This is a genomic window from Haemophilus influenzae (assembly GCF_003494325.1).
Classification (GTDB): Bacteria; Pseudomonadota; Gammaproteobacteria; order Enterobacterales; family Pasteurellaceae; genus Haemophilus; species Haemophilus influenzae_I.
Genome location: NZ_QQIK01000002.1, coordinates 157,731 through 182,070, shown reverse-complemented (window position 1 = coordinate 182,070; position 24,340 = coordinate 157,731). Strand labels below are relative to the sequence as shown.

Genomic DNA, 24,340 nt, shown 5'->3' with positions numbered 1-24,340 from the left:
TTATCCTACATCATCACTGCTTTTTTAAAATCATCAAAAGAATGTGATGATTTGTAGGTGTACCCTGCATCTTCAGATTTGCGATAAAGGCGTGATAACACTACTTCATCTGATTGTTGCTTGTATTTTTCTGATTTCATCATATTGCAAAGCGTGTGCATTTTATTGCTGAATGATTGTAGCGTTGTTGATAATTCTGGAGTTTTATTATTGGCCATAATATTGTTAGCTAGATCATCATATTTATTAATTTTGCTTTCTAGTCTCAGAACGTCACTTAAATCAATATAGCTTAATGATTCTGCCGTAATTGACGCAATAACAAAATCAGTGATAGCAGAAACAGCTTTCACCATATCAATAATCTTTTCTATGTCTTGTTGATTGATCGATTTGTTTTCATCTGTTTGAATACTGAAAATATTGACTGTGTGTGTAGTGTGACGAACAGGATGATTTATCGCCAATGGCGCAATAAATAACGCAGACATTGCCACGGTTTTTAATTGCTTAAAAATTGGCGCAAAACTTTCAAAAATAGGATTTAATGATAGATTTGTCATAAGTCACCAAAGAATAAAAGTTTGCGAAGTTTACAACTTTTTGAAGAAATATAAAACTATTTTCTACAATGTGCAACAAAAAAGGGCTTTCGCCCTTTTATTTTTTATCATAAACTTCAACAAATTCTTGTTGCTGCCATAATGCGATTAATTCAGCGAGATTAGTCGAATGTTTATCAATATCTTGTTCTGTAAATCCCAATGCAAGACTGATTTGCGTAAAAAGATGATGGATTTCGACAAATTTAATATGTTTGCGTTCTAGCATTTAATTGTGTGGCTCTAAGTTGCGCTTTTAAAATGGTTTGAACATTTGCCTTGATTTCTTTGGCATTGTCACCCTTCACACGTTCGCCTTTTATTTGCGATGTGCGGTCAATAATTTCACGAATAAAAGGTGCATTTTCGTTCATTGATACCCTCCTATTTTTCGCAGATCCTAGCACTTCTGTTTACAATAAACAACAAAAAAGGGCTTTCGCCCTTTTATTATGCTCTGTCCCACATTGAACTCCGCGCTCTGGCTTGGCGTTGGTTTTCAATGCGTTGTATTTCTTTTGCCACTTGTTGTGCAATGGCTCGTTCGTCCATGCCTTGTGCGGCATGGATAGTGATATTTACGCTCATTGGTTGGCTGGTTTGCGTCATCATTGGACGAGCGGAAATTGGTGCACGAGTATCCACTTGCACAGGGGCGGCAGTTGCAACGCTGATCCCCAAACCGCCCGCAATCAGTGCTCGTTTGCCGTAATTAAGGGCGTTGAGCGTATTTACACCAAGGCGTGATGTGGCTTCTTTGGTCATCACGTATTCGCCACCGTGGAATATCCCTTTGGGTTCAAACTTACCGCCATTTCCTGCGTAGCCGCCTGACCATTTGTTAATATTCGGTATGTTGTTTCCTGCATTGTTTGTGATATCTGCAACATTCTGTTTTGTTTGTTCGATTTGTTTTTCAGTATCTTTAGAAAACCCGAGTTTTTCTTTGAGCCAATTTACGGTGTTAATAATGCTATTTTTTACCGTTTCAAAGGTTTTCGATACCCCATCCCCAAAGGCAGAAATAACTTTAGAGCCAAAATTCGTAAATTTGTTTGGTAAATCAACCCCAAACCAAGACAAAACTTGAGAAAAGGCTGTATAAAATAATCCTAAAGGACTCCAATTTAAAATAGTAGCACTGATATTGCCAATACCTGATGTAAAAAAGCCTTTGATATTTTCCCATCCAGTATTAAACATATCGCAGACCCAACTCCAGCCAGTTGAAAATGCCTCTTTGACAATATCCCAATGTTTGACAAGTAATACTATTGCAGCAATTACAGCACCTATACCTAAAACAATCCAGGTAAGCGGATTTGTTAATAATGCAGCACTGAAAGCAAGGATATTAGGAATAATGCTGATGATGGTTTTACCTAATGAGCCTAAAAATAATGCAGTTCGACCGATAGGGAATAGTAAGAAACTAAATGCAGAGGCAAGGGCACCTGTTATGCCGACAACGGCAGTTAAAAAGGCGGCTATTTTCATTAGTGTTCCAGTTAATTCTGGATTCGCTTTAACCCAGTTCTTCACCTTTTCTGTTATTTCGCCTAATTCGGTAGATAACTGTTTTAATTGTGGGGCAATCGTTGCACCTATTTCGGCAAGTAAATTAGTAAATGTACCTGTTGTTGCTTCCCAAATATTGGTTAGTGTGCCTAATTGTTCATCTACACGTTTACGTAAGTCAGCTTGTTTTTCCATTTTTTGGGCAAATTCTTCATATCCTGCTTTGCCTTTTTCAATGAGGGTAGATACTACCTGATTGACCTCTGCATCATTACCAAATACTCCTTCAATAACTTTTATGCGTTCTGTAGTATTTAATTTTTTCAGTTTTTCTAATTCGCTAAATAGTTTGTCAAATCCACCGAATTCACCTTTTCCATTAGTGAAATCAAGATTGATCTTTGATTTTAAAATTCCCTTTTTTCTAAGTTTATTTAATGTGGCTTGGATGTCACCGTATTTCATCCCCTTTTGTAATACTTTTCGCATAGCGTTACCTGATGCGGAACCATCCATACCTGCTTGGTCAAACATTGCAACGAATGGTGCTAATTTTTTTGCACCGTCTAACCCTTTCATTTTTATGGTATCCATGACAGAACCAAGATTTTTGAAAGCACCTAGCATATTGGTTGGATCAACGCCCGCATAAAAGCCTTTTTGAATGACATCCATTAAGCCCATCATGTCTTTTTCAGTGGTACGTGTAGCATCTTGCATTTTTGCAGCAAATTCTGCAGCTTGTTTAGGAGGCATTTCAAGCTGAACAGATAAATAAGCAGCAGCTTCCCCTGTGCCACCTAAAATTGTCTCTGCACTCATGCCTTGGCGTACTAACATTGTCATTAAATCTTGGAAGTCAGCTGTTGTTCCTGGTAATTTATCACCAAGATTTGTAGCGAGTTTGTTGATTTTCTCAAAATTAGATGACACCTTTCCGTCCTTATCCATCATCGCTACTTTTAGATTGGTTGCGGCGACTTCGGCTTGTGCAAAAGCTGCGACTGGTTTTGCCACTTGTTCCTTCATCATTGAATGTGTGGCTAAGGCTCTCCCTCCAATATTGGCATATTGTTCCGCTTTTGTACGTAATCCATCTACACGTTGGGTATAGTTATGTTTCTGACGTGTTTTTTCATTCAGTCTTGATAGCTTATTTCTTTGTTGGTCGATTTCTTTATTTGTGCCTTTTATTTGATTTTGCAAATCTCTTTGGCGTTGTCCTAGTGTTGCTGCGCTTATTCCATTGCGATTAAATTCGGAGCGAGCATTTTTTAATTTTGAAACCATTCTTTCTTGTTCAGCTTTTAATTTAGCTACATTTTTTTTGGTTTGATTAAGTTTGTTGCTAAATCCTTCTGTTGGTTTAGGCATGTTTTTTAAAGCTGATTCCATTCGGCGCACTTCGGCATAGGCTTTAGATAAAGCTTGTGTGTTTTCGGCGAGTTTTGCTTTCAGTGGATTTAATGTCTCTCGATATTTTTTTATTTGTAATTCATTTTGATTATATTCTTTGGATAATGATCTTAATTTTGTTTTACTTTCATTTAGTGTACTCGAAAGCTGTTGTGTCGCTTTTTGTGCTGATTTGAATGGCGCAGTTAATTTATCCATAGCGGATAACAGAACTTGAATTTTTAAATCTTTACTCATATTATTTACCTATAAAGTGATCATAAATAAGGGGGGATTATGGAACGTGCGATAGATTGGGTTTTATTTATTGGCATTTTTATTGTTTTCCCGACATTGGCTTATCAAATTCACGCTGAATTACCCGATGTTAGTTGGTTTACCATTGCGTTAGTTTCTTTTATCAGTGCAGGGTTAATTTGTGCCATTTTCGTTACTCCACTTGTGGCTATTGTTGGTGCTGTTTTTCGGATATTTTCTCGTCATTAAAGAGCGCCATCAGCAATTGCTTTAAGCACAAATCTTTCAATCATTTCAATATCTTCTTCTGTAAAGCCCAGTAATTCACGCTGGGCATATTGCACTTTGAAATCTTTATTGTTAGATGGTCGTGCCGTTAAACCATATTGATGCACTGCGAACTGGAGCAGATATTTTATCAATGGCATTTAATAAGACTGTAAGTTGTAAATTATTCATTTTTATTCACTTTCCTATTGACAAGATTAATTATTTAGCTCAATAATCGAGGAAGAAAAGGGGGAAATATGATTGCAATACTTTCATTATTTATTCTGTCTGTTGGCTTACTTGGGCTTGCAATTGGTTTTGGTGTAATTGCATTGCCTTGGTTAGTTTCTGGCATTATTGCCGCGCCTGTTCTGTTTCTTTATATGTTGATGATGGGGTCGGTGCTTTGGCTTGCTGAAATCAACTTTTTCCTTGGTGTTGCAGCACTTGCAGTGTATTGCTATTGGATTCACATTATTCGCAAGCACATCAAATTAAAATCACAATCTAAAGACTTAATTGCTCAATAATTAAGTTTTCAATCAACTCCACGTCACTTTCCGAAAAGCCCAGTAATTCACGCTGGGCATATTGCACTTTGAAATCTTTATTGTTAGATGGTCGTGCCGTTAAACCGTATTGATGCACTGCAGCAATGGCAGCACTTGAGCCATTAAACCCCACTGAAACTTCGTTACCATTTGACCGCACTTTTAAATGACGGGCGGTGCGGAGTTTGGCGAACATGGCTTTGCGTTTGATTCGTCCTTTCTTTTTGCCAAATTCTTTACGTGGTTTTCTCGGTTCAAAGGCTGAACCATCGGGATTTTGTTGGCGTGCAATTCGGTTCGATTGGCTTTTTCGTAAGGCTTGCCCGATTTTTCGCCCAAGCTGTCTGCGAGCCTGTGGAGAAAGATTGGCAATAAGTGCGGTCAATTTTGCCTGAACTTCTTCGACTGTTGCCATTAGACGATATCCCCCTCAAAAATTGGCGAATCCCTGTTTTCCAAATAGACTTTTACTCGGTTAGGTTCATCCCATACGGGTTCTTTTGCATAATGGATCTGCACGTTATTCCCCTCTTTTTTCGACACGACACGTTCAGTGAGTTGGATTTCGAAACTAATATCTGCGGTGTTGTTATTGTTGTAATCCACCTGGAATTTAAACGCATTCTCTCGAATTTGTGGATTTTCTAATATTTCAGGTTGATTTGTGCGGAGATAAGCCATTATTGGCACAATCAAGGTGGCAATATCGCCTGCATAATCAGTCACCACGACATTGAGTGTGTAACGATATTCAAAACTAAATGATGCGGCACCCGTTGCGACGATTTGCCCACCGTCCACATAAAGTTGTAGATGATCGGGATTTTTTACAAAATCGGGATGGCTTTGCTCAAGGATTTTACGCAGTTGGTTGGGTTTTTTCATTTTCGAAAATTCCGTTGTTGCATTTCAAATCTTTGTTGGCAAGTCACGCAACGTGTTACGCCTTGAATCATTTGTCTGCGTTTTTCGGGGATAGGGGCATCACAATCTTCACAATAAAGGCGACTTACTGCTTTAAAAGTGCGGTGTTTTTTGAGGGCGATTTCACGTTGCATTTCTTCGAGCTGTTGTGCTCGGTCGAATTGATCTGTCATGGCTGTTCCTTTTTATTAAATTCATCCATGCATTTTTTTAAACTTGAGTTCTCGATAATGCACAAATCAAGGTGGTGTTGTGTCTGTAAATAGGCTTCGGCTAATTCGCCATTGGTGCGAATTTGTGGCGAATACGCACTGCACTCTGTGGTTTGTGGACAAAGAATTGGCGATTTAATGACTTCCTGCTGAGTTGAGCACGCGTTTAACATCATCAGGCAAAGGGCGGTCAGCCCAATCTTGGTTTGATTTAAGTACATTTTTTAAATCCTGTGTTTGTTGATTTTGGTTTGCTTTGAGGTTGTTTACGGCTTGGATTAGCTGTGCTTGCTGTTCGGCAAAATTTTGAACGCTATGATTTAACTCAATGTAAGCGTTTTGCCATTTCAGTTTTAGCTGTTCTTCTTTGAGCATTTCTTTTCGCCAATAATTAGCCTTAAATCCCAGAAAAACAATGAGGAGTACAAGCAGTATTGGTCCGATAAGGAAAATGCCTCGTTCTTTGGCGGTTAAGAAATTAAACATAGGTTTTTTTCCTTTTGACGGCGTTCAATTAATCCTTTTAGCGGTTTTCCTGCTGCATAAATCCAACGTTCGAATTGACCGCACATGGCTTTGCTGTAGCCTTGGCGTGCCATTTTAAAAAGTGAGCTATTTTTTAATTTGCCGCATCCTATGTTAAAGGTGATGGAGACGAGGGCATCAAATGCACCTTGTGGCATGGTTTGCCCGTTGGCATATTGATTAACGCATTTTTCTGATTGTTTAATGCCTTTTACGTATAACTCGGCAATTTCTTGCAAGGTGTAAATTTTATTGCGGTCAATTTTTTCAACGGCATCGGTTATGCCTATGCCGACTGTTAAAACATCGGCAGGGCATTGATAGGGCTTTTTCATACAACCTTCTGCATTGCCAATCAGTAACAAGCCTTTTTCGGATGTTCGAATTTCATTTCCATGAGTGGCAATCACAAGTCCAACAACAGCGGATATGGCACAGAGGTATTTGGCGGAACGTTTAATCATGATGATGGATCCGTTGTTTGAGTTCTTTTTCTTTTAATTCAAAATCTTTTTTCTTGTAATACCAATTTACAAGAAAGGTGGCGACACCAATCACAATACCTGTAATCGATGCGACATCAGCCCAATTTACATTTGAGAACATATCGGCAATGCGTCCAATTAAGAAGGCGAATATTCCTGATGTGTAAGATGCTTTTGATGGTGTGTCGTGCATATCAGCTCCAAAGTTGAATTGTGTCATTTGCTACACTGATTTTTTCTGTATCGGCATCTGGCAATATGACAGGGGTACCAATGGGAATAATGGGCTTATCCATTAAATGCGGATTGAGTTCGCATGTTATTTCGAGTAAGCCTTCACTTCGTCCAAAATGGCGATAAAGAATGGCATCTAAATTGTCATGTTGTTGTGCGTAAACTTGCATTAGATTAACTCCGCATCGACGCGTTTTCTGCCCAATATGTCGCTAATCGCAAAGCGAGCATCACGACGTAATTCATCAATGCTGTCTTTGAGTTGCGCCATTTTCTTTTCGCCATCGTTAGTGCTGTCATAGCTTGCATAGCGTTCATAAAGGTTTGCCAGTGCCAAGCAACTTACCGCACGTTTATAGCGATAAATCAGCACGCTTTCGCCATTGATTGATGGGGCGATGATTTGTTCTAAACTGTCACGTTTGCTTTGCGTTTTAAACGTGGAGAGTTCGGCATTGACACTTGCCATGCCCTCAATTAAGGCATCTTGTAAACGTTGTGTAGTAATGGTGCCGTCTGCACGGTATTGATTACGAAATTGGGAAAGTGACATATCGGGGAAGAAACCGTCATTACTGATAATGTCATCTAACGTATCGTAATCATTTAACTGTTGCTGCACTTCGCCCATTTCATAATCGGGGGCAAGTTTGACTGATATTGCACCGTCGCTCATTGATTTACCCTTATAAAAAAAGTCGGGTGAGGATTAAATTAAGCACGGCCAATAAATCCGTCAGAATTTGACCGCACTTTTAATCCGCCCGACGGCTGCGTGGTTTGCTCGGTTTATATTCTTTCTTGCTTTTGCAAGAAAGAACCAAAGAACACACCCGATTAAATCGCTTTTCTGCCCTTTGTTGTCATTTTCTTAACGGAAAATTTTTAACTCGCTACGCTCAAACAAGAAAAATTTTCCTAAAAATGCCAAGTCGGTCAGGCGATTTAGACGGGGCATTAAAACAACATCAACATTCAGTCGCTGATAATTGTTTTTTTAGTTTCTTGATGTCGCCTTTCACGCCAATTTTTTGATCTAAACCCAAAGCACGTTCTAAATATGCCAGTGCTTGCTCAGGGTGTTTTTCAACCAATAACAAACCCAATTCACGCAATAATCGCGCTCGGCTTTCATCTGGCATATCGCAATCGGCGGTGATGCGTTGAACTTGCGCTAAGTAAGCCACTTCGAACGGTTTATTGGCGGCTTGTGCGGCTTTGGCTTGGTCGGCAAATTCTTCTGCTAACAAGGTGCCAAGTGTTCGGGTGAATGGCTCGGGCAAGCGTAAATCATGAAATACGGCATAATCGGCAATTTGTAAGGCGAGATGATATTCGCCACAGTCAATCGCCCACACGCACCATGTCATCAAGACATTATCTTGTTTACCACTTCCGACCGATAACGCCCCTTCAATCCATGGTAGATAGTCAGGCAAAATTTGCTTTTTAAATGCGCCTTTGCGTTCCGTTGATTGGATGTTTTTCAAATCCTTTCGATGTCTCGCAAGAATACGGCACATTTTTTCATATTCTGTAAAGTCGCTTAGATCTTCGGTTTCTGCCGCATTAGCGATAGCGGCAGAAACTTCCAGAAAATGGCGTTTAGTTGGACGCATAATTGATTCCGTTATGCAGCCACTGGCGAAATAGGCGTAGGTGCCTCAAGAATGGTAATATTTTTCGCCATGGCGACTGCCTCGTAGTTTTCCACAACATAGGCTTCGTTTGACGATAAATAATCTTCCACACGATTGCGTTCTGGCACATCTTTTAAGTGACGACGTACTTTGCCTTCCTGCACGTAGATTGACAAGTTATCAAGCGATGTGACTAACACGGTGCCTTTCGGGAAGAATGGAACAGATACGGCTTGTAACCCACCCACACGTTTTTGACTAATGACGGTATCCCCTGCCAAAATTTCGCTTGGTTTTTCTTGGTTGATTAATGGGAAGTATTTATCGGCTAATAAGTCGCTACCCATAATTGCAACCAGTTTAGTGTCGTCACGATATTGAGCTGGGATGAAATCTTCTTTTAATGCAAAGACAAGGGCATCAAGGTTTTTATAGGTTTTACCTGCGCCGATTTCGATTTTGCCACTGCTTTTTTCAATTTCTTTTAACACACGGGCTTTGGCTTTATCTTCGATTTGGACTAACCACCCCTTATTCACATCTTGCAATAATGGATGTTCAGTACGGTTTGTTGTTGCTGCTGCACTTGTGCCATTCCAACCGATCATGATACGGTCTAATGCAATGCGTTCTGCTTTGAGTTTGCCCACACGTGCGGCGAAATCAGGGAATTTCGCCCAACTGTCTAAGGTTGGATAATTTAAATGTGTGTCAAAGTTGGTTTGTTCGCAAGAATAGGTGTTTTCTTGCAAGCTGTGAATGTCAGTGGTCTCACGTGCTTTGGTGTTGGTGTCGGTGCGACTTGCCACTGGTGAAAGCACACCTAAACGCAATGCGGAACCTTTCATTTCTTGCACCATCACGACATTGATGCGTTTTAAGAAATCAGAACTTTCAAGCACGGCATTTTCTAATTTTTGTTGGATAGTTGGCTCAACGGTAAACTGACCGCCATTCGCAACGAATGCCACATCTTCACCGTTATCTTGTGCAACACCAGCAAGGTAAGCATTAAATTTTTGTTTGGTAAATTTATTCATTTGTTTTTTTCCTAAGATAAATTAAAAGAAGCGGCCGTCAGTTTCAGGTTGTTCACCGTAAACTAAAGGGCGAGGATTTTCGGGTTCAACAGGCTTTTGGAGTTCTGCGAACGTTGCTTGGATTTCTGCATTACTTGCTTTCATTTCTTCGATTTCGGCTTTTTGTTTGGCTAAATCGTCAGAAAGTGCGGTTAATTTTTCCAAGGTTTCTTTGGTTTGCTCGGCTAAAAGCTCAATGGCTTGTGTTTGATCAGAAAAGCGTTCATCGTCTGATTTTTCTTTTTTCGCAAACAAGCCTTTGATTTTTTCAAAGATGCTTTGTGTTTCTTCCACAAATTCCAATTCAGTTTCAATAGCGGCAGTGAAGAGGTTATCTGATTTTTCTTTGCGGTTGTTGAGAGGGTTTGCGCTTGCACTAGCAGAAAATACCAACATTTCTGTGCCAAGACTTGCAGGATTGTCCGTTACAGCTAAACCGACTAAATAGGCTTCACCTGTGTCGGCAAAATTTGGATCGCACTCAATAGAGGTGTAGATTTTTTGACGGTCTTTATTGAGTTTGATTAAATCATCCGTTGGGTCGATTTGAGCCAGTAATTGCAATTTACCTTCAGCATTTTCTTCCGTTTTTAAACCAACCACATCACCATAGCATTTTGAGTGCGGATCATCGTTCCACATATAACGCCATTTAATGTATTCAAGATTAACGCGTGCACCGTATTTTTTCGGGTCATAATTTGCCGCCATTTGTTCAATCCAAGTGCGATTGATTGTGCGACCGTCTGTAGTTGCCCCTTCCGTTGCGACTACAAACCATTTTGAAGTTTTTGCCATTGCTTATCCTTTGTTTGGTTTGATTCAAAGATTGCCATTATTCTGAAAGGTTTAATTTTGGTGGTCTATGAGTTGCTTTTGTTGTATGCCGATTCACAGAGCAAGCGGAAAGACTAACATTCGCCCCCTTTCTATTATGCGGTTGTAAATAGAAAGGATTAGGAATGGACGAACAAGTTATTAATCAATCTTTCCCCGAAGTGACGGCGGAAATCAAACGTAAAGCACAGCAGATGTATTTCAGTGGTTATAAAATCGCGGAAATTTCACGCCAGTTAAATATTCCTGCCTCAACGATTGCCAGTTGGAAAGACAGAGAAAAGTGGGACGATATTGCACCTGTTGGTCGGGTGGAATTAGCCCTTGAAACAAGATTGAATTTGCTCATCGCAAAAGAAGAAAAGAGCGGTTCAGATTACAAAGAAATTGATTTGCTCGGTCGCCAAATGGAAAGAATGGCGAGAGTGAAAAAGTATTCTTTTGGTGATGGTAATGAAGTAGATTTAAACCCGAAACTGGCGAACCGCAACAAGGGCGAACGGAAGAAAGCCGAACCCAATGCTATTAGCCAAGAGCAAGAAGAATTGCTAATTAATGGCTTTCTTGATGGGATGTTTAATTATCAACGCATTTGGCACAAGGCGAAAGAACACCGAATCAGAAATATTTTGAAAAGCCGACAAATCGGCGCGACTTACTATTTCGCCCATGAAGCCTTTGTTGATGCCTTGACGACGGGGCACAATCAGATTTTCTTATCAGCCAGTAAAAAACAAGCCTTACAGTTTCGCTCGTACATTGTGAATTACGCCAAGCAAACAGCAGATGTAGATTTAAAAGGCGAAACAATCAAAATGCCAAATGGGGCAGAATTGATTTTCCTTGGCACGAACTCCGCTACGGCTCAATCCTACCACGGCAATTTGTATTTCGATGAAGTGTTTTGGGTGCCTAAATTTGATGTGATGCGAAAAGTGGCATCAGGTATGGCGGCGCAAAAAATGTATCGCCAAACTTATTTTTCCACGCCGACCACAATTGCACACCCTGCTTATGCGTTCTTTTCAGGCAAGGCGTTTAATCGTAATCGTGCGAAATCAGAAAAAATCGAAATCGATATTTCTCACGAAAACTTAAAAAGCGGAAACTTTGTGCCGACCGTCAATGGAAGCAGATTGTGAGTATTTATGATGCAATGGAAGGTGGGTGCAATCTATTCAACATTGACGACCTAATCGCAGAAAACAGCAAAGAAGAATTTGAACAGTTGTTTTTGTGTCAATTTGCCGATGATAACAGTTCTGCTTTCAAGTTTTCGGACTTACAACTTTGCCAAGTGGATAGTTTGGAAGAATGGCACGATTATAAGCCATTTTATCAACGCCCATTCGGCAATCGTGAAGTGTGGTTAGGTTATGACCCTGCTTTTACTGGCGACCGTGCAGCATTAGTGATTGTTGCCCCGCCTAAAGTTGAAGGCGGTGATTATCGCGTTTTGCATTGGCAAACATTCCACGGCATGGATTATGAAGCACAAGCGAGCAGAATTAAAAGTTTCTGCGATGATTACAATGTCACCCGCATTGTGATTGATAAAACGGGGATGGGTTCTGGCGTATTTCAAGAAGTCAAAAAATTTTACCCAATGGCAATCGGTCTTGATTACAACGCCGATTTAAAAAATGAGATGGTATTAAAAACGCAAAACTTAATTCAGAAACGCCGCCTTAAATTTGATGGTAACGAAATCATCACCAGTTTTATGACAGTGAAAAAACGCATTACTGGCACAGGAAAAATTACTTATGTTTCGGATCGTTCGGAAGATGCAAGCCACGGCGATTTATCATGGGCGATTATGAACTGCATTTTAAATGTGCCTTATGGTTTAGGCGGCGATGTATCAAGCAATAAATCAACAATATTTACCTTTGAATAGGATAACCCAATGAGCAAACACACAAAAAAATCCACCGCACTTTCTACTGGAAATCAAGCACAGGCATTTAGCTTTGGTGAACCTATTCCAGTGATTGACCGTGCAGAAGTACTGAATTATTTCGAAAGCGTGTTGATGTATGAAAAATATTACAATCCGCCAATTAATTTAAGTTATTTGGCTAAAGCGTTAAATGCCTCAGCCCATCATAACAGTGCGATCACGGTGAAGAAAAACATTTTACTTTCAACGTGCAAAACAACCGCACTTTTACCTCGTACCCAATTAGAGAAACTGGTGCAAGATTACTTGGTCTTTGGCAATGCTTATGTTGAGAAAACTGTAAATTCCTTTGGAAAGGTTGTCTCGTTAAAATCTCCTCTTGCTAAATATATGCGTGTCGGTGTTGAAACAGGCGTGTTTTATCAGATTGTGAATGGTTTTGATGAATATGAATTTAAAAAAGGTGCTGTCTTTAACTTGATTAATCCCGATGTGAATCAAGAAATCTACGGCGTTCCAGAATATCTCGCGGCTTTACAATCGGCTTTTTTAAATGAAAGTGCCACATTGTTCCGCCGTAAATATTATCTGAATGGCGCACATGCGGGTTCGATTATTTACATGACTGACCCAACACAAAACAAAGACGACATTGAAGCAATCAAAACACAAATCAGACAGACCAAAGGGACTGGCAACTTTAAAAATTTATTTGTGTATATTCCAGATGGGAAGAAAGATGGGATGCAAGTTATTCCATTGTCTGATGCTATCGCCAAAGATGATTTCCTAAACATTAAGAACGCAAGCCGTGATGATGTGTTAGCTGCGCACCGTGTGCCACCGCAACTAATGGGAATTGTGCCTAATAATACAGGCGGTTTTGGTGATGTAGAAAAAGCAACGCGAGTATTCTTTATCAATGAGATTATTCCATTGCAAGAACGTTTGAAAGAGATTAATAGTTGGGTAGGGAAAGAAGTGATCACATTCTCCGATTACAAATTACTAAATTAGATCCTTTCAAAAATAAACAGCCCCGTAGAAATGCGGGTTTTTTATTGCTAAAAGAGCTGTTTTTGTCCTGTATAGTATTAGCACTGCCCCAGTGTATTATATCAAATCAATCAATATGACAAATCTTAAATCCTTATTTCAGCCCGATTTTTCGCCCAATTGTACGTATGAAAAATCGCAGTCAAACCTCGCCACGCCCGCACACTAAAGATGTCGATTTCAACGCAATTTTAGATCCTTGCCGAAGTCTTTTCAGATCTACCGCCATTCAGATCCTTATTATCAAATTCTTTAACGCAAAATTACTCAAGTAAATGCAAATTTTGATGATATAATCATTGTCCCTAAAAGGCAAAAGATCATCTGAATTGGTGTCTTGTTTTTTATGGTAGGAAGCTTGGTAGTAAGCTATTTTTAACTATTTAATATATCTTTTAAAAACAAAATGATATTTATCTAGATCAGCTTTCCCGAGCAACGCTAAGCCATTGATTCTAATATGATCAAATTGATTAATCCAATGTCACAATGTTCTGCTGGCAAGTTGAAAATGTCTGCAGGGGAATCAACAATTTTTACTATTTTGAAGATAAAACTCGATGACTTGTTGCTTGAAAAAAATTGTATTTGGTCATAAAAAATCTGCACCTTAGTTGGTTATTTAATCCAACTTTTGGAGTGCAGATCAAAAGTGCGGCCAATTTTTTTAGAATTCTTTTGAAATTAAACTTTCGGCTAATTGCAAATCAAGTGTGGAGTCAATATCAATGGAACGATAAGTTGGCATTAAATAAAAACGCATTGGCGCGATAAAAAAGCGTTTTTCATCAAAGAGACTTTGGATGTCATTAATATAAATTGCACCATTTGCACGATAAGATTTGGGTAATTTTTGGCGAGGGGCTTCAAAATCCGTTAATTCGTGAATAGGCTGAACTTCGGTACCTTCTAAAGTGAAGGATTTATAAGGATGATGCTCACATTCGCAAGCTGAAACCACTGATTTATATTTGCCGCCAAGGAAAATTTCCATTGCATTACGAATATCTAAAGCATTACGCAATGGGCTGGTTGGTTGCAAAAGTACAGCGGTGCCTTGTGAAATATTAAGTGTTTCTAAGCAATGCAAAATAGCATCAATGGTGCGTGTATCACTTTGTGCCAAACTTTCAGGGCGTGCCACTGGTTTTGCGCCATATTTTGCAGCCTCTTTTAAAATATTTTCGCCATCTGATGTCACCACAATTTGATCAAACATACCCGATTCTTGCGCTGCCAAAATCGCTCGCCCCACCAAAGAAACGCCCCCCACAAGCTGTAAATTTTTATCTTTAATTCCTTTAGAACCTGCTCTCGCAGGAATAATTGCAATTCTTGTCATTATTCTCACTCTCTGTGATAAAAGTGCTGACTATTCTAAAATCTTTCCCTTGTTTTAGCAAAAACTAATCTTTAATATGGCACCATATTTTTGTTTAACAAAGAGGAAATAAAATGACTCAACTTACTCGTGAACAAGTTCTTGAACTCTTCCATCAACGTAGCTCAACACGTTATTACGACCCAACAAAAAAAATCAGTGATGAAGATTTTGAATGTATTTTAGAGTGCGGTCGATTATCGCCGAGTTCTGTAGGCTCTGAGCCTTGGAAATTTTTAGTGATTCAAAATAAAACCTTACGCGAAAAAATGAAACCTTTTAGCTGGGGAATGATAAATCAGCTTGATAATTGCAGTCATCTTGTGGTAATTCTCGCGAAAAAAAATGCCCGTTATGATAGTCCGTTTTTTGTGGATGTGATGGCACGCAAAGGCTTGAACGCAGAGCAACAACAAGCCGCCCTCACAAAATACAAAGCCCTGCAAGAAGAAGATATGAAATTACTCGAAAACGACCGCACTTTATTTGATTGGTGCAGTAAACAAACTTATATCGCCCTTGCAAATATGCTTACTGGAGCTTCAGCCCTTGGCATCGACTCTTGCCCAATTGAAGGTTTTCATTACGACAAAATGAATGAATGCCTCGCCGAAGAAGGATTATTTGATCCTCAAGAATATGCGGTTTCTGTCGCCGCAACCTTTGGCTATCGCTCACGCGATATTGCGAAAAAATCCCGTAAAGGATTGGATGAAGTGGTGAGATGGGTGGGGTAAAAATCCCATTAAAAAAGGGCTGCAAATGCAGCCCTATCTTTTTTGATTATTTCACTTCTTTAAATAAAATCTCGCTTGGGATTACGGAACCTTGCCAGTAAAGTTCTGTAGAGACTTTTTCTGCAAGTTGTAAGAACGCTTGTGAAATTTCATTTTCAGGCACTCGCACAACGGTCGGGTTGCCTGCATCTAAATCTTCACGGATACGAATATGCAGAGGAAGTTGAGCTAATACTTTCACATTGTATTTTTCCGCCATTTTCTCTGCACCGCCTGTGCCAAAAATCGCTTCGTGATGACCGCACTTACTACAAATATGCATCGACATATTTTCCACAATGCCTAACACTGGTACGGATACTCGCTCAAACATTGAAATACCTTTCACTGCGTCAAGCAGAGCAATATCTTGCGGAGTTGTCACAACCACGGCACCAGTCACAGGGATTTGTTGTGATAAGGTAAGTTGAATATCGCCAGTGCCCGGAGGCATATCGATAACAAGATAATCTAAACTATCCCATAGGGTTTCATTTAATAATTGGCTTAATGCACTGCTCGCCATTGGGCCACGCCAAATTGTTGCGCTATCTTCATTCATTAAAAAGCCAATGGAATTTGCAGATAAACCATGTGCTTTAATTGGGGTGATGTGTTGATTATCTGGCGAAGTCGGGCGTTGATCCGCTGCGCCTAACATATGAGGAATAGAAGGGCCATAAATATCCGCATCTAAAATTCCAACACGTGCGCCTTGTGCTTGTAATGCTAAAGCTAGATTAACAGAAACCGATGATTTCCCTACGCCGCCTTTACCAGAACTCACAGCAATAATGTTTTTCACACCTTTTACTGCCGGTTGATTATTTGCACGTTTGAGTGTGGCGATTTGATAAGCCACCGCCCATTTAATTAATTTACAATCTGTTGCTTTCAACAACGCATCTGAAACCGCTTGTTTTAACTGTTCTACACCAGAATTCCATGCAAAAGGCAATTTCAATTCAATACGTAACGTATCACCGCCCTTTTCCACTTTTTTCAAAGTATTAAGCGCAATCAGATCCTTTTGCAGGGTTGGATGCTGAAATAGTTGAATAATCTGCTGAACTTGATTTTGCTGGTCGGCAGTCAAATTATCAGAAAAGTAGGTTGCCATAATAACTTCCTGTTTAGTAGAGTAAATTTGTCGGGCATATTTAATCACGGAAAGTGCGGTATGTTAAGTTAAAGTTTTTCAAACTAGAAAAAATCCCCTATTTAAAGTAAGATAAGCACAATTTTTGTATGCTAAAAAAGAGAATAATAAATGACAACTCAACCCCGTAAAATTTTAGTCACTTGCGCCTTGCCTTATGCCAATGGGGCAATTCATTTAGGCCATATGTTAGAACATATCCAAGCGGATATTTGGGTGCGTTTTCAACGTATGCGTGGCAATAAAATCCATTTTGTCTGTGCGGACGATGCGCACGGCACGCCGATTATGTTGAATGCTGATAAACTTGGCATTACACCTGAAGAATTAATTGCCAAAGCAAAAGCCGATCACATTCGTGATTTTGCAGGTTTTAATATTAGTTTTGATAACTACCATTCTACTCACAGCGAAGAAAACAAACAGCTCACTGCAGAAATTTACAATAAACTCAAAGCCAATGGCTTTATTAAGAGTAAAGTTATTTCTCAGTTATTCGATCCTGAAAAAAATATGTTCTTGCCTGATCGTTTTGTGAAAGGCACTTGCCCGAAATGCAAAGCAGAAGATCAATATGGCGATAACTGCGAAGTGTGCGCTTCTACTTATAGCCCAATGGATTTAATTAATCCTCGTTCAGCTGTTTCTGGTGCAACACCTGTAGTAAAAGAATCTGAACACTTTTTCTTTGACTTGCCTGCATTTGAAGGCATGTTAAAAGAATGGACTCGTTCTGGCTCACTTCAATCTGAAATTGCGAACAAAATGCAAGAATGGTTTGAAAGCGGTTTACAACAATGGGATATTTCACGCGATGCGCCTTATTTCGGTTTTGAAATTCCAGGTGCAAAAGATAAATTCTTCTATGTTTGGTTAGATGCGCCTATCGGCTATATGGCTTCATTCAAAAATCTATGTGAGCGTGAAGGCATTGATTTCAATGAATTTTGGGCGGAAGGCAGTGATGCGGAGCTTTATCATTTCATCGGTAAAGATATCGTTTATTTCCACAGCCTATTCTGGCCTGCAATGCTTGAAGGCAGCGGCTATCGTAAACCGACTAATGTGTTCGCTCATGGCTATGTCACGGTGGATGGGGCGAAGATGTCAAAATCTCGCGGCACATTCATTCAAGCCAGCACTTATTTGAATCATATCGATCCTGAATGTTTGCGTTATTACTATGCAGCAAAATTAAATGATCGCATTGAAGATTTAGACTTTAACCTTGACGATTTCGTACAACGTGTCAATACGGATATTGTAAACAAATTAGTGAATTTGGCTTCACGCAATGCAGGCTTTATTGCGAAACGCTTTGAAGGCAAACTTGCGGATAAACTGGAAGACGAAGCATTATTTGCAGAATTTACCGCCCAAGCCGAGCAAATCGCCGCTTATTACGAAAGCCGTGAATACAATAAAGCCATTCGTGAAATTATGGCATTAACGGATAAAGCCAATAAATATATTGATGAAAAAGCCCCTTGGGTAATTGCAAAAGAAGAAGGCAAAGAGGCAGAATTGCAAGCCGTATGTTCAATGGGTATTGAGCTTTTCCGCGTATTGATGTCTTACTTAAAACCCGTTCTTCCAAAACTAGCAGAACGTGCAGAAACCTTCTTACAAGCTGAATTACGTTGGGATAATATTCATCAACCATTACTTGGTCATACCCTTGCACCGTTTAAAGCCTTATTCTCTCGTTTAGAGAAAAAACAAATTGATGCCGTTGTGGAAGAAACCAAAGCCTTATTTGCAGCAGCCAATAAAGCCGCTGAAAAAACAGAAGCAAAACCAACCGCACTTTCTGCCGTTGAACCTATTGCTGAAACCATCACGATTGATGATTTCGCTAAACTTGATATGCGTGTAGCAAAAGTACTGAAATGCGAAGCAGTGCCAGAATCTAATAAACTTTTACGTTTTGAATTAGATCTTGGCGATCATACTCGCCAAGTCTTCTCTGGCATTAAAGCGGCTTACAATAAACCTGAAGAATTAGAAGGTCGTTTTGTGATTATGGTGGCAAACCTTGCACCACGTAAAATGAAATTCGGCGTGTCTGAAGGAATGATTCTATCCGCAGGCACGGGCGGTAGTGATTTATTCTTACTTTCTGCTGATAGCGGTGTCACCGCAGGTATGCAAGTAAAATAATCAATTCAATCTAAATGAGGGCAACATTACGTTGCCCTTTTATTTTCTTGTTGAAAATAGATGACTTATAACCTACTATAACACTCAACTATTTATCTGTTTGGAGAATACTATGAAAAACGAATTAATTTGCTATAAACAAATGCCAGTTTGGACAAAAGACAACTTGCCACAAATGTTCCAAGAAAAGCACAATACAAAAGTCGGCACTTGGGGAAAATTAACCGTATTAAAAGGTAAGCTTAAATTTTATGAGCTAACAGAAAATGGCGATGTTATTGCCGAGCATATTTTTACCCCAGAAAGCGAGATTCCTTTTGTTGAACCTCAAGCATGGCATCGTGTAGAAGCACTTTCTGATGACCTAGAATGTACCCTAGGTTTCTATTGCAAAAAAGAAGATTATTTCAGTAAAAAATACAACATGACTGCTATTCACGGCGATGTGGTGGATGCAGCAAAAATTATCTCGCCTTGTAAAGTATTAGATTTAGGTTGCGGACAAGGGCGTAATTCACTTTATTTAAGTTTATTAGGCTATGATGTGACCTCTTGGGATCACAATGAAAACAGCATTGCCTTTTTAAATGAAACCAAAGAGAAAGAAAACCTTAATATTTCTACCGCACTTTACGACATTAACGCCGCCAACATTCAAGAAAACTATGATTTTATTGTTTCAACGGTGGTGTTTATGTTCTTAAATCGTGAACGTGTGCCGTCAATCATTAAAAATATGCAAAAACATACCAATGTTGGCGGATATAACTTAATCGTTGCTGCAATGTCCACTGATGATGTGCCTTGCCCACTTCCATTCTCTTTCACTTTTGCTGAAAACGAATTGAAAGAATATTACAAAGATTGGGAATTCTTAGAATATAACGAAAATATGGGCGAATTACACAAAACCGATGAAAACGGCAATCGCATTAAAATGAAATTTGCCACCATGTTAGCGAGAAAGAAATAACCCGCTAATTTAAAAAATCACCGCACTTTGTCATCACCCAATATTAGAAAATATCTTTGGCTTTGCGAAGTGCAGTAAATTCTTCAAGTGTTTTTGCTTGTAAAAACGGATTAATTTCTCGCTCAAGTTTTAAGGTTGTTGGCAAACTCGGTTTATTTTCAGCCCGTTGTGTTTCAACAAAAATACGTTGTTTTTCTACCGCACTTTTTTCCACCAACACAGTTTCCGCAAATGCTAAATTCCCCAAGGTATATTCATGAGCTGGGCAAACAATCGTCTCGTCAGGCAATGTATTCAAACGCTGCAAACCTTCAAACATCTGCGCATAATTGCCTGTAAAAACACGTCCGCAACCTGCAGAAAATAACGCATCGCCACAAAATAAATGATTATCTACTAAAAAACTAACGTGCTGTTTAGTGTGTCCCCCCGTCGGAATGACATCAATTTGATAATTTGCGGTAAGGATCTTCCCTTCGTTCACAATTTGAGTCGCACCTTTTTTCTCACATTCTTGCGGCCCATAAATCGGCACTGTTGGATAACGTTTTTTAAATGCCGACACACCTTGTGTATGATCATCATGTTCGTGAGTAAGCAACACCGCTTCAATCGTTGCGTTTTGCTTCTCTAGCCATGCAAACAGCTTGTCCGTTTCAGGCAAATCGACAATAATAAGCGGCAGATTTTCTCGTTGATAAAGCCAAATGTAGTTATCATTCAGCGCAGGTAAAGCAAATAACATAATCGTCCTTTTAATTAGTGATAGAAAAATAAATTGATTCCACTTGAAACATTAGATGCGATCCACATTCCACCAAATCAACGCCCATTTTTTCTGTCCGTGAGAAATGGGTTCGTTATTGGCTTGTTTACGATCGTAAAAGGCTTTCAAACCTTGTTTTTCTTTTTCGGAAAGCTCGCCTAAAGAAAACTCCACCGAGGCTAATAAATCCTCGTAGCTTTCACCTTGAAAACAACCCGATTCCGTTTCAATAAAATTCAAATTTGCCTGAATGCCTTTTTGATACAACCGATTGAGTAAATAAATATAAGTGGGGAAACCAATATCTTCACGGCCAATTGCCTCAAATACGCCCTCATCTAAGAAATGGCGTTGTGTGACAGAAGTCAAAAACACACGTTTTTTCGCCTTGGCACAGAGTTTTTCGATCATATCGTCCAAATCGTCCACCAACGTTGAACGAGATGCCAACACTACATCAGCTTGTGGCACATCATCCCAATTATCCGCCCAAGATTTATGAAATGTCGTGAGATGATGCAAACCAAATTTCTGCTTGAATTGTGCCAAACAGTCTAACATTCCATTGCTATAATCTAAGGCATATACGGTTGAGCCTTGTTGTGCGAGCGGCACAGCAAAAGTACCAGGCCCACAGCCAATATCCAACACAGTTTCATCGGTTTGCACATTCATAGCTTGTAATAATTGCTGATTATATGCTGAAGGCTTGCCAACTAAATTCTCTGCCATTTTCACAGCTTTTTTATCCCATTTTATCGGAGGTAAGTTGTAATGATGACAAGCGATTAAGTGTTGTTGATACAGTTCAGCAAAATTGATGTCGTAAATAGTCATAGTGATTTTTCAATGTAATTATTCAAATGTTGATGTAAAAGTTTGGACGAAGTGCGGTTAAAATGGTAAGCGTTTTTTCATTTTAACTTTTTTAAAAACGAGACATTACAACAAATTCTACAGCATCGATATATTAATTCAAATATAACGTAGCAAAAACAGGCAAAATGTTTCTATAATATTTAACGTTATATATTTCCTTATACAGATTTATTTCGTAGAAAAGGATAATTCAATGAAATTTGAAGTAATTTATAAATTTTTCTTAGTGTGGGGACTAGCCTTAAGTTTGCTTTTCGTTGTTGCAAGTGGCATTTCAATGTGGCTAGGATTTCCTTTTAGTCAAGCCTTAGACATTCATCTTTTCTTTGCTGGATTTACCGTATTTGGTTTGTTACTGCATTTTTATAGCCGTAAGAAGAAATGGGTAAAAATCAACACTCAATTTGCCGATCTCATCACAAATAATCGCATGCCTTCTTACTGCAATTTAGATCGCTTGATGATGACTTTCGAACATTTCTCTATTCAACAAATCGCCGAGCAACTTAATCTTTCTCTCCCGATTTTATTAAATGAATTATCGCAAGCTCAAATAAACATAACTGATTCCCACCGCACTTTATGCGAAAACTTTCCTCTCAACGATGAAAAAATTTTCGCCGCAATTACAATTGCCTTAAAAGTGCGGTTCAATCCAACTTTACTTTAACGCCAATCAAATATACGTTAAAAGTGCGGTAGAAAACCCCGAAGTTTTTCGGGATTTATTTTTGCCGAAAAAATCTTGCCCCGCTATTAAAACTCCCCTATTATTCACCGCACTTTTTTCTTATTTAGGAACAAAAATGACAGAACAAACCTTTATTCTCGGCAAAGATGCTGCATTAGAAGATAGTATTGCAAAATTTCAGCAAAAATTGACCGCACTTGGTTTTAATATTGAAGAGGCATCTTGGTTGAATCCTGTGCCAAATGTGTGGTCTGTGCATATTCGCGATAAAGACTGTCCGCAGTGTTTTTCTAATGGTAAAGGGGCAAGTAAAAAAGCGGCGTTAGCCTCTGCCCTTGGCGAATATTTTGAGCGTCTTTCTACTAATTATTTCTTTGCCGATTTCTATTTAGGACAAGAAATTGCAAACGGCGATTTCGTACATTATCCCAATGAAAAATGGTTCCCAATTGAAGACGATGCTTTACTGCCTAATGGCATTTTAGATGATTATTTATTGGATTATTTTGATCCCAATGCCGAGCTTACGCCTGAATTATTAATAGATTTACAGTCTGGCAATTATGATCGTGGGATCGTGGCGATGCCTTATGTTCGTCAATCGGACGAACAAACCGTTTACATTCCACAAAGTATTATTGCCAACCTTTATGTCTCAAATGGCATGTCTGCAGGCAATACGAAATTTGAAGCACGCGTGCAAGGCTTGTCAGAGGTATTTGAGCGTTATGTGAAAAACAAAATTATCGCTGAAGCAATTAGTCTGCCAGAAATTCCAAAATCTGTGATGGATCGCTATCCATCTATTCAGGCTTCCATTGCAAAATTAGAGGAAGAAGGTTTCCTAATTTATGCATTTGATGCTTCACTTGGCGGAAAATACCCTGTTATTTGCGTTGTGCTACTCAATCCGAATAACGGTACTTGCTTTGCCTCTTTTGGTGCGCATCCAAATTTCCAAGTGGCATTAGAACGTACTGTGACGGAGCTTTTACAGGGTCGTAGCTTGAAAGATTTGGATGTTTTCTCTCCGCCCTCTTTCAATAACGATGATGTGGCTGAACACGCTAATTTAGAAACCCACTTTATTGACTCAAGCGGTTTAATTTCTTGGGATTTACTCAAAAAAACGCCTGATTATGAATTTGCTGATTGGGATTTCAGTGGTACCACGCAAGAAGAATACAATAATTTAATGGCGATTTTCCGTGCCGATGAAAAAGAAGTTTACGTAATGGATTACAACCATTTGGATGTCTATGCGTGCCGTATTATTGTGCCAGGTATGTCTGATATTTATCCTGCAGACGATTTAATTTACGCCAATAACAATATGGGAATGGATTGGCGCGAAATTTTACTGGATTTACCAAACTGGCATCACGATGCAGAAACCTATCAAGAATTATTAGATGAATTAGACGGACAAGATATTGACGATGCGACTCGCGTGCGTGAATTTATCGGCATCGTTGCACCTAAAAATAGCGGCTGGACAACTTTACGCGTCGGTGAATTAAAATCTATGCTCCACCTTGCATTAGGCGAATTAGAACAGGCATTAGATTGGGCAAACTGGACGCTGAATATGAACAGTTCCGTATTTACCACAGAACCTGTGAATTATTACTGCGCATTAATTTCCATCATTGAATTACATTTAGATCAAAATCGTGAACCAGCGCAATATCGTGCAGTGTTTGAGAAAATGTATGGTAAAGATGCAGTTGAACAAGCTTGGGCAGCTGTCTCTGAAGGTGGCAATCCGTTCTACAATCTTCCTGCAAGTGATGAAAATTTGGAAAACTTTAAGGAACATCAGGCGTTGTTGGGGGCTTATGGGAAGTTGCAGAAAGCAAAGCGAGCACATCAAAAATAAATTAGGCTTATTTCGTACTTTCAATTCTTGAAAGTACGACCTACTTTTCTTTGCTTCGCCAAAGAAAAGTAGGCAAAAGAAAAGCGCCCCTGCTTTTCCTTATTTCCTTTGTTTCATACAATTTGCTTAACGGAAATTTTCTAAACTCGCCGCAAGCGGCTCAAACAGACGAAAATTTCCTACAAAT

At 39.3% G+C, this 24,340-nt stretch carries 28 protein-coding genes and 2 pseudogenes; 9 read left to right on the top strand and 21 right to left on the bottom strand.

What is annotated here, in order from left to right:
- Positions 1 to 5: 5 nt before the first annotated feature.
- The 4 genes from DV356_RS04085 to DV356_RS04080 form a co-directional block, all read right to left on the bottom strand.
- On the bottom strand, positions 6 to 563 hold the full coding sequence (locus tag DV356_RS04085; RefSeq protein WP_005689803.1) for a hypothetical protein: 558 nt from the start codon (positions 561 to 563) through the stop codon (positions 6 to 8).
- Positions 564 to 660: 97 nt separating this feature from the next.
- On the bottom strand, positions 661 to 831 hold the full coding sequence (locus DV356_RS09840; RefSeq protein ID WP_162628616.1) for a hypothetical protein: 171 nt from the start codon (positions 829 to 831) through the stop codon (positions 661 to 663).
- Positions 809 to 976 (bottom strand): hypothetical protein, encoded by a 168-nt coding sequence (locus tag DV356_RS09835; protein WP_162836930.1) that lies wholly within the window; start codon positions 974 to 976, stop codon positions 809 to 811. The genes DV356_RS09840 and DV356_RS09835 overlap by 23 nt, the downstream gene beginning before the upstream one ends.
- Before the next feature lie 76 nt (positions 977 to 1,052).
- The gene (locus DV356_RS04080) at positions 1,053 to 3,773 is read right to left on the bottom strand and encodes a phage tail tape measure protein (RefSeq protein WP_118806546.1); all 2,721 of its coding nucleotides are present in this window, start codon (positions 3,771 to 3,773) and stop codon (positions 1,053 to 1,055) included.
- A gap of 39 nt (positions 3,774 to 3,812) precedes the next feature.
- Here DV356_RS04080 and DV356_RS04075 point away from each other — a divergent pair, with 39 nt between their 5' ends.
- A complete protein-coding gene (locus DV356_RS04075) occupies positions 3,813 to 4,022 on the top strand; it encodes a hypothetical protein (RefSeq protein WP_112119470.1) in 210 nt (69 codons plus the stop codon).
- Here the strand turns inward: DV356_RS04075 and DV356_RS04070 are convergent.
- Positions 4,019 to 4,171 (bottom strand): annotated as a pseudogene (locus DV356_RS04070) (phage virion morphogenesis family protein); the annotation flags it as partial. The gene DV356_RS04075 and the pseudogene DV356_RS04070 sit on opposite strands and share 4 nt — an antisense overlap.
- A 129-nt stretch (positions 4,172 to 4,300) precedes the next feature.
- Here DV356_RS04070 and DV356_RS04065 point away from each other — a divergent pair.
- Positions 4,301 to 4,573 (top strand): hypothetical protein, encoded by a 273-nt coding sequence (locus DV356_RS04065; protein ID WP_005653074.1) that lies wholly within the window; start codon positions 4,301 to 4,303, stop codon positions 4,571 to 4,573.
- Here the strand turns inward: DV356_RS04065 and DV356_RS04060 are convergent.
- The 12 genes from DV356_RS04060 to DV356_RS04005 form a co-directional block, all read right to left on the bottom strand.
- The gene (locus tag DV356_RS04060; protein WP_005653071.1) at positions 4,551 to 5,009 is read right to left on the bottom strand and encodes a phage virion morphogenesis protein; all 459 of its coding nucleotides are present in this window, start codon (positions 5,007 to 5,009) and stop codon (positions 4,551 to 4,553) included. The genes DV356_RS04065 and DV356_RS04060 overlap by 23 nt on opposite strands.
- Complete coding sequence (locus DV356_RS04055) at positions 5,009 to 5,479, bottom strand: phage tail protein (protein ID WP_118806545.1); 471 nt, start codon at positions 5,477 to 5,479, stop codon at positions 5,009 to 5,011. Before DV356_RS04055 ends, DV356_RS04060 begins: the two co-directional genes overlap by 1 nt.
- On the bottom strand, positions 5,476 to 5,691 hold the full coding sequence (locus DV356_RS04050; RefSeq protein ID WP_005633796.1) for a TraR/DksA family transcriptional regulator: 216 nt from the start codon (positions 5,689 to 5,691) through the stop codon (positions 5,476 to 5,478). The genes DV356_RS04055 and DV356_RS04050 overlap by 4 nt, the downstream gene beginning before the upstream one ends.
- A complete protein-coding gene (lysC, locus tag DV356_RS09925) occupies positions 5,688 to 5,951 on the bottom strand; it encodes an Rz1-like lysis system protein LysC (RefSeq protein ID WP_005672206.1) in 264 nt (87 codons plus the stop codon). The genes DV356_RS04050 and lysC overlap by 4 nt, the downstream gene beginning before the upstream one ends.
- Positions 5,866 to 6,216 carry a chemotaxis protein gene (locus DV356_RS04040; protein WP_112119466.1) on the bottom strand — a complete coding sequence of 117 codons (351 nt, stop codon included), beginning with the start codon at positions 6,214 to 6,216 and terminating at the stop codon, positions 5,866 to 5,868. The genes lysC and DV356_RS04040 overlap by 86 nt, the downstream gene beginning before the upstream one ends.
- Positions 6,201 to 6,719 carry a lysozyme gene (locus tag DV356_RS04035; RefSeq protein ID WP_112080763.1) on the bottom strand — a complete coding sequence of 173 codons (519 nt, stop codon included), beginning with the start codon at positions 6,717 to 6,719 and terminating at the stop codon, positions 6,201 to 6,203. Before DV356_RS04035 ends, DV356_RS04040 begins: the two co-directional genes overlap by 16 nt.
- On the bottom strand, positions 6,712 to 6,933 hold the full coding sequence (locus tag DV356_RS04030; protein ID WP_005692259.1) for a phage holin: 222 nt from the start codon (positions 6,931 to 6,933) through the stop codon (positions 6,712 to 6,714). Before DV356_RS04030 ends, DV356_RS04035 begins: the two co-directional genes overlap by 8 nt.
- Before the next feature lies 1 nt (position 6,934).
- Positions 6,935 to 7,144, bottom strand: coding sequence for a tail protein X (locus DV356_RS04025; protein WP_005663423.1), 210 nt, complete (start codon positions 7,142 to 7,144; stop codon positions 6,935 to 6,937).
- Complete coding sequence (locus DV356_RS04020; protein WP_061723992.1) at positions 7,144 to 7,650, bottom strand: head completion/stabilization protein; 507 nt, start codon at positions 7,648 to 7,650, stop codon at positions 7,144 to 7,146. The genes DV356_RS04025 and DV356_RS04020 overlap by 1 nt, the downstream gene beginning before the upstream one ends.
- Positions 7,651 to 7,942: 292 nt before the next feature.
- Positions 7,943 to 8,593 (bottom strand): phage terminase small subunit, encoded by a 651-nt coding sequence (locus tag DV356_RS04015; protein WP_061723991.1) that lies wholly within the window; start codon positions 8,591 to 8,593, stop codon positions 7,943 to 7,945.
- An 11-nt stretch (positions 8,594 to 8,604) separates the two neighbouring features.
- Complete coding sequence (locus DV356_RS04010; protein WP_061723990.1) at positions 8,605 to 9,654, bottom strand: phage major capsid protein, P2 family; 1,050 nt, start codon at positions 9,652 to 9,654, stop codon at positions 8,605 to 8,607.
- Between the two features lie 21 nt (positions 9,655 to 9,675).
- The gene (locus DV356_RS04005; RefSeq protein WP_112119464.1) at positions 9,676 to 10,491 is read right to left on the bottom strand and encodes a GPO family capsid scaffolding protein; all 816 of its coding nucleotides are present in this window, start codon (positions 10,489 to 10,491) and stop codon (positions 9,676 to 9,678) included.
- A gap of 164 nt (positions 10,492 to 10,655) precedes the next feature.
- Between DV356_RS04005 and DV356_RS04000 the strand changes: the two are divergent.
- Both DV356_RS04000 and DV356_RS03995 read left to right on the top strand, forming a co-directional pair.
- Positions 10,656 to 12,430, top strand: a pseudogene (locus DV356_RS04000) (terminase large subunit domain-containing protein).
- Between the two features lie 9 nt (positions 12,431 to 12,439).
- On the top strand, positions 12,440 to 13,450 hold the full coding sequence (locus tag DV356_RS03995) for a phage portal protein (protein ID WP_118806544.1): 1,011 nt from the start codon (positions 12,440 to 12,442) through the stop codon (positions 13,448 to 13,450).
- Between the two features lie 706 nt (positions 13,451 to 14,156).
- Here the strand turns inward: DV356_RS03995 and siaB are convergent.
- A complete protein-coding gene (gene siaB, locus DV356_RS03985) occupies positions 14,157 to 14,831 on the bottom strand; it encodes a 5-acetyl neuraminic acid cytidyl-transferase (RefSeq protein WP_005666769.1) in 675 nt (224 codons plus the stop codon).
- 113 nt (positions 14,832 to 14,944) lie between these two features.
- Between siaB and DV356_RS03980 the strand changes: the two genes are divergently transcribed.
- Entirely contained in the window at positions 14,945 to 15,607 is a 663-nt protein-coding gene (locus DV356_RS03980; RefSeq protein WP_005692270.1) for an NAD(P)H-dependent oxidoreductase, read from the top strand.
- Positions 15,608 to 15,653: 46 nt separating this feature from the next.
- Here the strand turns inward: DV356_RS03980 and apbC are convergent, their stop codons facing one another.
- Positions 15,654 to 16,766, bottom strand: a complete 1,113-nt coding sequence (gene apbC / locus DV356_RS03975; RefSeq protein WP_118806543.1) for an iron-sulfur cluster carrier protein ApbC — start codon at positions 16,764 to 16,766, stop codon at positions 15,654 to 15,656.
- Between the two features lie 150 nt (positions 16,767 to 16,916).
- Between apbC and metG the strand changes: the two genes are divergently transcribed.
- Together metG and tehB are read left to right on the top strand one after the other, a co-directional pair.
- Positions 16,917 to 18,965, top strand: a complete 2,049-nt coding sequence (gene metG, locus DV356_RS03970; RefSeq protein WP_118806542.1) for a methionine--tRNA ligase — start codon at positions 16,917 to 16,919, stop codon at positions 18,963 to 18,965.
- A 112-nt stretch (positions 18,966 to 19,077) separates the two neighbouring features.
- Positions 19,078 to 19,938, top strand: a complete 861-nt coding sequence (tehB, locus tag DV356_RS03965; RefSeq protein WP_118806541.1) for an SAM-dependent methyltransferase TehB — start codon at positions 19,078 to 19,080, stop codon at positions 19,936 to 19,938.
- 43 nt (positions 19,939 to 19,981) lie between these two features.
- Here the strand turns inward: tehB and gloB are convergent, their stop codons facing one another.
- Both gloB and DV356_RS03955 read right to left on the bottom strand, forming a co-directional pair.
- Positions 19,982 to 20,683 carry a hydroxyacylglutathione hydrolase gene (gloB, locus tag DV356_RS03960; protein WP_005659609.1) on the bottom strand — a complete coding sequence of 234 codons (702 nt, stop codon included), beginning with the start codon at positions 20,681 to 20,683 and terminating at the stop codon, positions 19,982 to 19,984.
- Positions 20,684 to 20,734: 51 nt separating this feature from the next.
- Positions 20,735 to 21,541 (bottom strand): class I SAM-dependent methyltransferase, encoded by an 807-nt coding sequence (locus DV356_RS03955; protein ID WP_005687296.1) that lies wholly within the window; start codon positions 21,539 to 21,541, stop codon positions 20,735 to 20,737.
- Positions 21,542 to 21,776: 235 nt separating this feature from the next.
- On the opposite strand from DV356_RS03955, the gene DV356_RS03950 reads away from it, so the two are divergent.
- On the top strand, positions 21,777 to 22,253 hold the full coding sequence (locus DV356_RS03950; protein ID WP_005687298.1) for a hypothetical protein: 477 nt from the start codon (positions 21,777 to 21,779) through the stop codon (positions 22,251 to 22,253).
- A 136-nt stretch (positions 22,254 to 22,389) separates the two neighbouring features.
- Entirely contained in the window at positions 22,390 to 24,153 is a 1,764-nt protein-coding gene (gene ycaO, locus DV356_RS03945; protein ID WP_118806540.1) for a 30S ribosomal protein S12 methylthiotransferase accessory factor YcaO, read from the top strand.
- Positions 24,154 to 24,340: the final 187 nt, after the last annotated feature.

Bases quoted from the DNA above. Each gene is read 5' to 3' on its own strand.
- DV356_RS04085 (WP_005689803.1), bottom strand. From the start codon at position 563: ATGACAAATCTATCATTAAATCCTATTTTTGAAAGTTTTGCGCCAATT.
- DV356_RS09840 (WP_162628616.1), bottom strand. From the start codon at position 831: ATGCTAGAACGCAAACATATTAAATTTGTCGAAATCCATCATCTTTTT.
- DV356_RS09835 (WP_162836930.1), bottom strand. From the start codon at position 976: ATGAACGAAAATGCACCTTTTATTCGTGAAATTATTGACCGCACATCG.
- DV356_RS04080 (WP_118806546.1), bottom strand. From the start codon at position 3,773: ATGAGTAAAGATTTAAAAATTCAAGTTCTGTTATCCGCTATGGATAAA.
- DV356_RS04075 (WP_112119470.1), top strand. From the start codon at position 3,813: ATGGAACGTGCGATAGATTGGGTTTTATTTATTGGCATTTTTATTGTT.
- DV356_RS04065 (WP_005653074.1), top strand. From the start codon at position 4,301: ATGATTGCAATACTTTCATTATTTATTCTGTCTGTTGGCTTACTTGGG.
- DV356_RS04060 (WP_005653071.1), bottom strand. From the start codon at position 5,009: ATGGCAACAGTCGAAGAAGTTCAGGCAAAATTGACCGCACTTATTGCC.
- DV356_RS04055 (WP_118806545.1), bottom strand. From the start codon at position 5,479: ATGAAAAAACCCAACCAACTGCGTAAAATCCTTGAGCAAAGCCATCCC.
- DV356_RS04050 (WP_005633796.1), bottom strand. From the start codon at position 5,691: ATGACAGATCAATTCGACCGAGCACAACAGCTCGAAGAAATGCAACGT.
- lysC (WP_005672206.1), bottom strand. From the start codon at position 5,951: ATGTACTTAAATCAAACCAAGATTGGGCTGACCGCCCTTTGCCTGATG.
- DV356_RS04040 (WP_112119466.1), bottom strand. From the start codon at position 6,216: ATGTTTAATTTCTTAACCGCCAAAGAACGAGGCATTTTCCTTATCGGA.
- DV356_RS04035 (WP_112080763.1), bottom strand. From the start codon at position 6,719: ATGATTAAACGTTCCGCCAAATACCTCTGTGCCATATCCGCTGTTGTT.
- DV356_RS04030 (WP_005692259.1), bottom strand. From the start codon at position 6,933: ATGCACGACACACCATCAAAAGCATCTTACACATCAGGAATATTCGCC.
- DV356_RS04025 (WP_005663423.1), bottom strand. From the start codon at position 7,144: ATGCAAGTTTACGCACAACAACATGACAATTTAGATGCCATTCTTTAT.
- DV356_RS04020 (WP_061723992.1), bottom strand. From the start codon at position 7,650: ATGAGCGACGGTGCAATATCAGTCAAACTTGCCCCCGATTATGAAATG.
- DV356_RS04015 (WP_061723991.1), bottom strand. From the start codon at position 8,593: ATGCGTCCAACTAAACGCCATTTTCTGGAAGTTTCTGCCGCTATCGCT.
- DV356_RS04010 (WP_061723990.1), bottom strand. From the start codon at position 9,654: ATGAATAAATTTACCAAACAAAAATTTAATGCTTACCTTGCTGGTGTT.
- DV356_RS04005 (WP_112119464.1), bottom strand. From the start codon at position 10,491: ATGGCAAAAACTTCAAAATGGTTTGTAGTCGCAACGGAAGGGGCAACT.
- DV356_RS03995 (WP_118806544.1), top strand. From the start codon at position 12,440: ATGAGCAAACACACAAAAAAATCCACCGCACTTTCTACTGGAAATCAA.
- siaB (WP_005666769.1), bottom strand. From the start codon at position 14,831: ATGACAAGAATTGCAATTATTCCTGCGAGAGCAGGTTCTAAAGGAATT.
- DV356_RS03980 (WP_005692270.1), top strand. From the start codon at position 14,945: ATGACTCAACTTACTCGTGAACAAGTTCTTGAACTCTTCCATCAACGT.
- apbC (WP_118806543.1), bottom strand. From the start codon at position 16,766: ATGGCAACCTACTTTTCTGATAATTTGACTGCCGACCAGCAAAATCAA.
- metG (WP_118806542.1), top strand. From the start codon at position 16,917: ATGACAACTCAACCCCGTAAAATTTTAGTCACTTGCGCCTTGCCTTAT.
- tehB (WP_118806541.1), top strand. From the start codon at position 19,078: ATGAAAAACGAATTAATTTGCTATAAACAAATGCCAGTTTGGACAAAA.
- gloB (WP_005659609.1), bottom strand. From the start codon at position 20,683: ATGTTATTTGCTTTACCTGCGCTGAATGATAACTACATTTGGCTTTAT.
- DV356_RS03955 (WP_005687296.1), bottom strand. From the start codon at position 21,541: ATGACTATTTACGACATCAATTTTGCTGAACTGTATCAACAACACTTA.
- DV356_RS03950 (WP_005687298.1), top strand. From the start codon at position 21,777: ATGAAATTTGAAGTAATTTATAAATTTTTCTTAGTGTGGGGACTAGCC.
- ycaO (WP_118806540.1), top strand. From the start codon at position 22,390: ATGACAGAACAAACCTTTATTCTCGGCAAAGATGCTGCATTAGAAGAT.